Genomic DNA, 8908 nt, shown 5'->3' on the forward strand with positions numbered 1-8908 from the left:
GGCGGAGCTGCGGAGCACGCGCAACGGGCGCAACGGCCGCAACGGGTGAATCGGGCGGTGGGGATCATGCGGCGGACGGCACCGGAAGGCCGTGGCCCGGTCCGCTACACACCGCCCGCCCCCGGGCCGGGCCTGCCCGTCCTGCCCGAGCTGACCGCCGTCCTGGCCGCCGCGGCCGACCGGGACCGCCCCGAACCGCCCGGCGGAGGGAGCGCCGTACGCGAGGCCGCGGCCGGATTCTGGGAGCGCCGCGGCCTGCACACGCCTCCCGAGCGGGTGGCCGCCGCGCCCGGCGCCCCGGCCCTGCTGCTCGCCCTCCTCGCCGCCCACGGCGGCGACGTCCTGCTGCCCCGGCCTTGTCCCGCCTGGTGGACCCCGCAGATCCGGCTGCTGGGGCAGCGGGCGTACCACGTGCCGACGCCGGCCGAGTGCGGCGGCGTCCCCGACCCGTACGCGCTGCTGGAGACGGTGGCACGGGTCCGCGCCGAGGGCGGCGACCCGCGCGTGCTGCTGCTGAGCGTGGCCGACGACCCCACCGCCACGGTCGCCCCGCCGGAACTGCTGCGGGAGGCCTGCGAGGCCGCCGTGTTCGAGGGGATGGCCGTGGTCAGCGACGAGACCTGGCGCGACACCCTGCACCGGCCCCACGAGACCGTGCTGGTCAGCCCCGCCGAGATGTGCCCGGACGAGGTGACCGTGCTCGTCGACCTGTCCGGCGGCCTGCTGCCCGGCGGCTGGCCCGCCGCGGTCGCGCGGTTCCCGGCCACCGCGCGCGGCGACGGGCTGCGGGCACGGACCCTGGACGTGCTCACCGCGAGCGGCGCGGCGCTGGCCGGTCCGGTGGCCGCGGTCGCCGCGCACGCCCTGGGCGAGCCGGAGGCGGTGGCCGCGCGCGGCCGGGACGCCGCGCGCCTGCACGGCCGGATCGCCGACGCCGTACACCGCGCGCTGCTGCGGGCCGGGGCGCTCGCCCTGCCGCCGCGCGCCGGGCGCCATTTGTACGCCGACCTCGCCCCGCTGCGGGCCGGCCTCGCGCGGCGCGGGGTCGGCGACGCCCTCGAGCTGGAGGACTACCTCAGCGAGCGGCTCGGCCGACCGGTCGCCGGCGCACAGCGGTTCGCGGACGAACCGGTCGCGCTGCGGGTGCGGCTGGCCACCGGCCCGCTGCTGGGCGACGCGCGGCACGACCGGCTGGCCGCGCTCACCGCCGCGGACCCCCTCGAATTGCCGCACGTCGCACGATCCCTGAGCGGTCTGGGATCGGTCTTCGGCGAACTGTCCTGATCCCCAGCCGGTACGCGAACCCGCCCGCGAATGGAGTCGCCCGCGATGACGGAACAGACGGAGCAGAGGGAACAGCCGGACAGGACGGGGCAGAGGGACCAGCCGCCGCAGCAGTCGCCGCAGTCAGACCGGCCGGGACCGCCGGGCCGGCCGCCGTCCGTACGGCCTGAGCGCCCGGAGCCGGCTGTCCGCGCCATCCCCGCAGCCCGGCCCCTCGGAGAGATCCGCACCTGGCCCCGGTCCTTCGCCGACCGCCTCACCGCCCCGCTGCCCGGCGTGCGGGCCTTCGCCCGGCTGGCCAGGGAAGGCGCCTTCCGCCCCGGCCCCGCCGGGCTGCTCGGCATCCCGGACCTCCCCTACGCGCCGGAACCGATGCCGCCGCTCGCCGTCGGCCAGGTCGGCGTCACCTGGGCGGGCCACGCCAGCTGGGTGATCCGCATCGGCGGGCTCACCGTGCTCACCGACCCGGTGTGGTCCCGGCGGATCCTCGGCACACCGGCGCGGATGACGCCCGTCGGGGTCCGCTGGGAGGACCTGCCGCCCGTCGACGCCGTCGTCGTCAGCCACAACCACTACGACCACCTCGACGCGCCCACCCTGCGGCGGCTGCCGCGCGAAACGCCGCTGTTCGTCCCTGCGGGCCTGGCCCGCTGGTGCCGTCGCCGCGGCTTCACCCGGGTCACCGAGCTCGACTGGTGGGAGGCGGCGGAACTGGACGGCGTACGGCTCGAGTTCGTGCCCGCGCACCACTGGTCGAAGCGCTCGCTCCTCGACACCTGCCGGAGCCTGTGGGGCGGCTGGGTGCTGTCGGACGGGCCGGGCCACCGCGTCTACTTCGCCGGGGACACGGGGTACGGCCACTGGTTCGGGGAGATCGGCAGCCGCCACCCGGGCATCGACCTCGCACTGCTCCCCATCGGGGCGTACGCCCCGCGGTGGTGGCTGCGCGAGGTGCACGCCGACCCGGAGGAGGCGGTACGGGCCTGCCAGGACCTGGGCGCACGGCGGATGGCGCCGATGCACTGGGCGACGTTCGTCCTGTCCGCCGAACCGGTGCTCGAGCCGCTGACCCGCGTCCGCGCGGCCTGGGCCCGCGCGGGGCTGCCGCGCGAGTCCCTCTGGGACCTGCCGATCGGCGCCTCCCGCACCCTGGGCTGACCCGCAGTCCGCAGTCCGCAGCAGGCCGGCCGCGCGCCGCGCTCGGGCCGGGGATCCGGCGGCGCGGACCGCAAGCCGGCCGCGGGGCGGGCCGTGGGGCCGGCAGCCGGGCCGGCCTACGCGCGGATGCGCCGCCAGGCGGCCGGGGCCGCGCTCACCAGGAGGGCCAGGCCCACCGCGAGGGCGACGCCCTTCCACGGTTCGGAGAACAGCGACCCGCCCAGGATCCCGATCAGCTGGTACGTCGCCGCCCACGCCAGGCAGGCCGGCGCATCACCCCGTGCGAACACCCGCATCGGCATCCGCGCGAGCAGGCAGGCCACCATCACCGGGATCCGCCCCGCCGGGATCAGCCGGGACAGCACCAGCACCATGACCCCGTGCTCCTCCAGCCGGGCCTGCGCCGTGGCCAGGTGCTCGGGGGAGACCCGGCTGCGCAGGCTCTCCAGCCGGCGCGAGCCGTTGTGCGAGCGCAGCCCGCGCTGCCCCAGCCAGTACAGGGCGAGGTCCCCGGTGAAGGCGGCCAGCGCCGCCACTGCGAACACCAGCAGCAGCCCCAGCGGCAGCGTCTGGTGGTGGAAGGCCACCACCGCCGCCGAACTCACCAGCGCCCCGGTCGGAATGACCGGCACCAGCGCGCCCAGCGCCACCAGGACGAACAGCGCCGGGTACCCCACCGCCTGCTGCGTCGACTCCGGCGGGACCTCGGTCGCCGGCCCCGCGGCCCCGCCCGACACGCGGACCGCGACCCGCACCGCCAGTTCCCGCAGCATCAGCCGGCCACCACGCTCTCCCCGTGCGCCAGCCGGTGCACCGCGACCTCCGGCGCGAGCCGCCCGGCCTGCCGCACGAACTCCTCTCCCGGCGCGTGGAATTCGTGCGGCCGCACCGCGTCCATGCCGATCGGCCAGTAGGTCCCGTAGTGCACCGGCACCGCCGTCCCCGGGCCCAGCTCGGCCAGTGCCCGCGCCGCCGTCCGGGCGTCCAGGTGCCCCGGCCCCAGGTACGGGCCCCAGCCGCCGACCGGCAGCAGCGCCACGTCCACCGGCCCGGTCTCCTGCGCCATCGAGTCGAACAGGCCGGTGTCGCCGGCGAAGTACGTACGCGCCTCCCCCTCGACGACGTACCCGAGCGCGGGGGAGCGGTGCGGTCCGAACGGCAGCCGCCGCCCGTCGTGCCGCGCGCTGACGACCCGTACGCACACGTCCCCGACCGGGACCGCGTCCCCGGGCCCCACCTCGGTGATCCGCAGGCCAGGCAGCCGCCGCAGCCCCGGTACGGCCCGCCGCGCGCCCCGCGGCACCAGCAGCCGGGTCCCCGGCGCCAGCCGAGCCAGCGACGGCAGGTGCAGGTGGTCGGCGTGCAGGTGCGAGACCAGTACGGCGTCGGCCACGGCCGCCGCGGGCGGCGGCACCGCACCGCTGCGGCGCCGCAGATGGGCCAGGCGCCGGGCGAACAGCGGGTCCGTCAGCAGCCGGACCCCCGAGTCCTCGACCGTACAGGTGGCATGACCCCACCAGGTGATCCCCACCGGCACGCGCCACCCCTTCCGCCGACCGCCCCGCGACCCGCCGCGCCCGCCCCGGGACCCTTCCCCCGGGCGGCCGCCGCTCCCCCGAGCTTAGGGGGATACGAGAAGACCCGCTTCCCCCTCCTCCCGCGCGCCCGACCGGAGTAGGGTCGGGCGGCATGAATGAGGTGCGCGTGGCCGCGATCGCCAGCCTGGCCCCGCTCGAAGAACTCGACAGCGACCCCTTCGCGGTCGACACCCGCAGCCAGCACGCCATGTGTTCCCGGTGGGCCGCCGACCAGGGGTACGTCGTGACGCGGCAACTGCTCGTCTACGGGCTGCGCGCCGACCACTGCGGGCTCTGGGCGGACGTGGACGCGGGGCAGGTCGACCTCTTCGTCGCGCCCAGCCGCCGGGTGCTCGCCCGGGCGCTGAGCTCGGTCGAGGAGTTCAGCGCCGAGTGCGCCCGGCGCGGCGTCCGACTGGAAACCGTCGGCCAGGACGAACCGGCCTACACCTCGGCGATGAAGGCCGAGGTCCACCGGCGCCTGTCCATGCCCACCGCCGGCTACGACGGCACCTGACCTGCCGCCGGCCCTGTCGCCGCCCCGGCCGCAGAACCGGACCCGCTCCCCGGCCTCCCCTCCTGCCTCCCCCGGACGGCGGCCCGTTCGTGCGAGGCTGGGAAGGGGGCCCGCCGGCCGTGGTGCGGGCCGGGACGTGAGGTGGGACGGCGTGCACGACGGGCGATGGCGGAAGGCCGGAAGCACCCTGTTCCGGGTGGTCACCGTGTGGGCGGTCTCCACGCTGACGATGCTCGTCCTGGCCGGAATCCTCCCGGACTTCCAGCTCCAGTCGGACGACGGGGACAGCATCACCCGCATCGCGCTCACCGCCGCGTGGGGCGCAGGGGCGTTCGGTCTGCTGAACGCACTGGTGTGGCCGGTTCTCGTACGTGCCCTCCTGCTGGTCCCCGCGCTGGTCCTCGGCCTGCTCGTGTTCTTCCTCAACGGCTCGCTGCTGCTCATCGCCCTCGGCCTGATCCCCGACGGCCGCGGCGAGGCCGATCCGCAGACCGCCGTCGTGGTCGCCGCGGTCATGTCGGCGGTCGCCTCCGCCACGTCCACCGCCCTCGCCGTGCGCGACGACGACGCGTACCGCCGCCGGCTGTCCCGGCTCGCCGACCGCAAGCGCCGCCGCCAGCACCGCGTCCATGCCGCCGCGGCCTCCGAAGTCCGGCCCGGCACGGTCTTCCTGCAACTGGACGGCGTCGGGTACGAAGTCCTGCGGCACGCGGTCGGCACCGGCCTGATGCCCGCCACCGCGCGCCTGCTCGACACCACCCACCGGCTGATGCCGTGGCACACGGACTGGTCGAGCCAGACCGGCGCGAGCCAGCTCGGCATCCTGCACGGCTCGAACTTCGACGTGCCGGCCTTCCGCTGGTACGAGAAGGACACCGGCGAGGTCGTGGTCTGCAACCGGCCCACCAGCGCCGCCTCGCTCCAGCGGCGGGCGGTCCGGCGCACCGGCGACGCCGGGCTGCTCAGCCTCGACGGGGCCAGCCGCGGCAACCTGTTCAGCGGCGGGGCCGACCAGCTCGCGCTGGTCCTGTCGGTGTCCGCGCGGCGGGGCCGGGACAACCGCTCGCGCGCCGGCTACTTCGCGTACTTCTCCGACCCGGCCAACGCCGTCCGTACCGCGCTCTCCCTGGTGGCCGAGGTCTTCCGGGAGATCGGCCAGTCGCTGCGGGCCAGGCTGCGCGGGGACCGGCCGAGGGTCGCGCGCGGCGGCCTGTACCCGTTCATCCGGGCGTTCGCGACGGTGGTGGAGCGGGACGTCGTCGTGGCCGCCGTCATCGGCGACATGCTCGCCGGCCGCGCCTCCGTCTACGCCGACCTGGTCGCCTACGACGAGGTGGCCCACCACTCGGGGCCGCGCAGCCGGGACGCCGAGCAGGTGCTGCGGCGGCTGGACCGAAGCGTGGAGCTGATCGGGAAGGTGGCCGCCCACGCGCCGCGGGACTACCGGATCGTGCTGCTGTCCGACCACGGCCAGAGCCCGGGGGAGACCTTCCTCGGCCGCTTCGGGCTCACCCTGCGGGACCTGGTGCGGGCGGGCTGCGGGCTCCCGGTGCCGCGCCGGGCCGGGCGCACCCCCAGCGGCGCGGAGGCGCGGGCCGCGGTGCTGGCCGCCCTGCACCGGCCGGTCGAGGAGGGCGAGCAGGCGCACCCGGGGCGCGGCTCGGACCCGGTGGTGCTGGCGTCGGGGAACCTCGGCCTGGTCTCCTTCCCCGGCGTCCCGCGGCGCCTCACCCTCGAGGAGATCGACCGGCGCCACCCGGCGCTGCTGGCCACGCTCGCCAACCACCCGGGCGTCGGCTTCCTGCTCGTCGACGGCGTGGTCCTGGGGCGGGACGGAGCCCGGGCGCGGCTGGGGGTACCCGGCGAGGCGGAGGAGCTGCTCGCGGCTTTCGGTCCGGGCGCGGCCGCGGCCGTGCGGCGCACCGACTCCTTCCCGCACGTCGCGGACATCATGGTGAATTCGGCGTACGACCCGGACAGCGGCGAGGTGCACGCCTTCGAGGAGCAGATCGGCTCCCACGGCGGGCTCGGCGGGGAGCAGGGCCATCCGTTCCTGATGTGGCCGACGGTGCTCTCGGAGCCGCCCGCGTCCCTGTCGGGGGCGGAGCAGGTGCACGTGCTGCTGCGGTGCTGGCTGGGGGAGGCTGCCGACGGCCCGCAGGTGCCGATCGGGCCGTTCGCCGTTCCGGACGCGCTGGAAGATCCACGCCGTGGAGCCCCTCCGACCGGAACCCTTCCGTCCGCCCAGCCCGCCGTACGGGACAAAAAACAGTGATTTGGTGCGGCCTCCGGCATCCCCGACGATATTCGGGTTTGTCCACCATATGAAACAGAGGCGCCACCCCCATGGCCACAGAACAAGCTGAAGGCCGGCACTCCCGGCGGTTCGGGCTCCCCGTCGCAACCGCCCTGGTCATGGGCAACATCATCGGAGGCGGCATCTTCCTGCTGCCCGCGTCCGTGGCCCCCTTCGGCACCATCAGCCTGGTCGCCTTCGGCGTGCTGACCCTGGGCGCGATATGCCTGGCCCTCGTGTTCGGGCGGCTCGCCGACCGCCACCCGCAGACCGGCGGCCCGTACGTCTACGCCCGCGCGGCCTTCGGGGACTTCGCCGGCTTCCTCGCCGCGTGGAGCTACTGGATCACCACCTGGGTCTCGAACGCCGCACTGGCCGTGGCCTCCGTGGGCTACGTCGCCGTGCTCTTCCCGGCGGTCGGCGAGCACGCGTGGTCGATGTGCCTGGCCGCCCTCTGCGTCCAGTGGCTGCCGGCCCTCGCGAACCTCGCCGGCACGCGGTACGTCGGCGCCGTGCAGCTCGTCGCGACGGTGCTGAAGTTCGCGCCGCTGCTGCTGGTGGCCGTCGGCGGCCTCTTCTTCTTCGACCCCGCGAACCTGGGCCCCTTCCGCGCGGACGACGGCTCCTCCGCCCTCGGCGCGGTCTCCGCCTCCGCCGCGATCCTGCTGTTCAGCTACCTCGGCGTGGAGTCGGCCGCGGTCAGCGCGGGCGAGGTCCGCGACCCCCGGCGCAACGTCGGCCGCGCCACGGTCCTCGGCACGCTGGGCGCCGCCGTGGTCTACCTGCTGGGCACGCTCGCCGTGTTCGGCCTGGTCGCGCACGACGAGCTGACCCGCTCGCAGGCCCCGTTCTCCGCGGCGGTCGACGCCATGTTCGGCGGGGGCTGGGGCGGCACCGCCGTCGCCTGCGCGGCCGTGGTGTCCATGGTCGGCGCGCTCAACGGCTGGACCCTGCTCAGCGCCCAGACGCCGTACGCAGCCGCCCGTGACGGGCTCTTCCCCGAGGTCTTCGCGCGCAAGCGCCGCGGGGTCCCCGTGGCCGGCGTGCTCGTCACCGTGGTCCTGGCCTCGGCCCTGACCGTCTACAACTACACGGCCGGCCCGGCGGGCGTCTTCGAGGTCCTGGTCCTGGTCACGACCTTCACCGCGACCGTCCCCTACCTGCTGGCGACCGCGGCCCAGATCTACTTCCTGCTCTCCGGGCAGCGCGAGCGCGTCGACCGCGCCCGGCTGGTCCGCGACGGAGTCCTCGCGGGCGCCGCCTTCGCCTTCTCCGTGTGGCTGGTCGCAGGCTCCGGTTACGCCGCGGTCTACCAGGGCGTGCTGTTCCTCTTCGCCGGCGTACTCGTCTACGCCGTGATGGCGGCGCGCCGCGGGCGGCGCGAGGCCGTACCGGCCGCGTGATCCCCGTGGCGGCACCACACGCCAAGTGGGACGATTTGTGTGAAAAGCCGAATATCTAAGCAAGGGGAAGTGAAGGGGGCGCAATGTCCGCGATCAAGGAGAGCATCGACATCTCCCGCAGCCCCGCCGAGGTCTTTGCCTACGTGACCGATCCGACGCACCTGCCCGAGTGGCAGGAGAGCGCGGTGACGGCCACCCCGATGGGGGACCTGCCCCTGACGGTCGGCTCCCGGGTCGCCGTCACCCGCCAGATGGGCAAGCGGCGGTTCCCCACCACCATGGAAGTCACCGAGATGGACCCGCCGCGCAGCTGGCACCTGCACGGGGTCGACGGGCCGGTGCGCGGTGACGTCCAGGGCACCATCGAGCCGATCGACAACGGCGCCCGGTCCCGGCTGACCCTCACCCTCGACTTCGAGGGGCACGGTGTCGGCAGGGCCCTGGTCCCGCTGGTCGTGCGTCCGTACGCCCGCAAGGAGATGCCTCGGAACGAGGAAAAGCTGAAGAACCTGCTCGAGCACTCAGGCCGCTGAGACGGCCGCCGAGCAGGCCCTGAGACGGCCGTCGGCCGACACGGGAGCGGGGGGGGGGGGGGGGGGGGGGGGGGGGGGGGGGGGGGGGGGGGGGGGGGGGGGGGGGGGGGGGGGGGGGGGGGGGGGGGGGGGGGGGGGCG

8 protein-coding genes are annotated in these 8908 nt (G+C 75.8%); 6 read left to right on the forward strand and 2 right to left on the reverse strand.

Annotation, left to right across the window (positions count from 1 at the left end):
* Positions 1 to 66 precede the first annotated feature (66 nt).
* A complete protein-coding gene (locus ACZ7H1_RS00095; protein ID WP_470782338.1) occupies positions 67 to 1284 on the forward strand; it encodes an aminotransferase class I/II-fold pyridoxal phosphate-dependent enzyme in 1218 nt (405 codons plus the stop codon).
* A 45-nt stretch (positions 1285 to 1329) separates the two neighbouring features.
* A complete protein-coding gene (locus ACZ7H1_RS00100; protein ID WP_470782340.1) occupies positions 1330 to 2442 on the forward strand; it encodes an MBL fold metallo-hydrolase in 1113 nt (370 codons plus the stop codon).
* 116 nt (positions 2443 to 2558) lie between these two features.
* On the opposite strand, the gene ACZ7H1_RS00105 is transcribed toward ACZ7H1_RS00100, so the two are convergent.
* Both ACZ7H1_RS00105 and ACZ7H1_RS00110 read right to left on the reverse strand, forming a co-directional pair.
* Positions 2559 to 3215, reverse strand: a complete 657-nt coding sequence (locus tag ACZ7H1_RS00105) for a DedA family protein (protein WP_470782342.1) — start codon at positions 3213 to 3215, stop codon at positions 2559 to 2561.
* Positions 3215 to 3979 (reverse strand): MBL fold metallo-hydrolase, encoded by a 765-nt coding sequence (locus ACZ7H1_RS00110; RefSeq protein ID WP_470782343.1) that lies wholly within the window; start codon positions 3977 to 3979, stop codon positions 3215 to 3217. Before ACZ7H1_RS00110 ends, ACZ7H1_RS00105 begins: the two co-directional genes overlap by 1 nt.
* A gap of 152 nt (positions 3980 to 4131) precedes the next feature.
* On the opposite strand from ACZ7H1_RS00110, the gene ACZ7H1_RS00115 reads away from it, so the two are divergent.
* From ACZ7H1_RS00115 to ACZ7H1_RS00130, 4 genes are all read left to right on the forward strand, one after another.
* Positions 4132 to 4536: a hypothetical protein gene (locus ACZ7H1_RS00115; RefSeq protein ID WP_470782344.1), complete on the forward strand. Its 405-nt coding sequence runs from the start codon at positions 4132 to 4134 to the stop codon at positions 4534 to 4536.
* A 151-nt stretch (positions 4537 to 4687) separates the two neighbouring features.
* Positions 4688 to 6811: a phage holin family protein gene (locus tag ACZ7H1_RS00120; protein WP_470782346.1), complete on the forward strand. Its 2124-nt coding sequence runs from the start codon at positions 4688 to 4690 to the stop codon at positions 6809 to 6811.
* Between the two features lie 71 nt (positions 6812 to 6882).
* Positions 6883 to 8235: an amino acid permease gene (locus tag ACZ7H1_RS00125; RefSeq protein ID WP_470782348.1), complete on the forward strand. Its 1353-nt coding sequence runs from the start codon at positions 6883 to 6885 to the stop codon at positions 8233 to 8235.
* A gap of 83 nt (positions 8236 to 8318) precedes the next feature.
* Positions 8319 to 8768 carry an SRPBCC family protein gene (locus tag ACZ7H1_RS00130; protein WP_470782349.1) on the forward strand — a complete coding sequence of 150 codons (450 nt, stop codon included), beginning with the start codon at positions 8319 to 8321 and terminating at the stop codon, positions 8766 to 8768.
* The last annotated feature ends 140 nt before the right edge of the window (positions 8769 to 8908 follow it).

It is taken from the genome of Streptomyces sp. NPDC037401, from assembly GCF_055602345.1.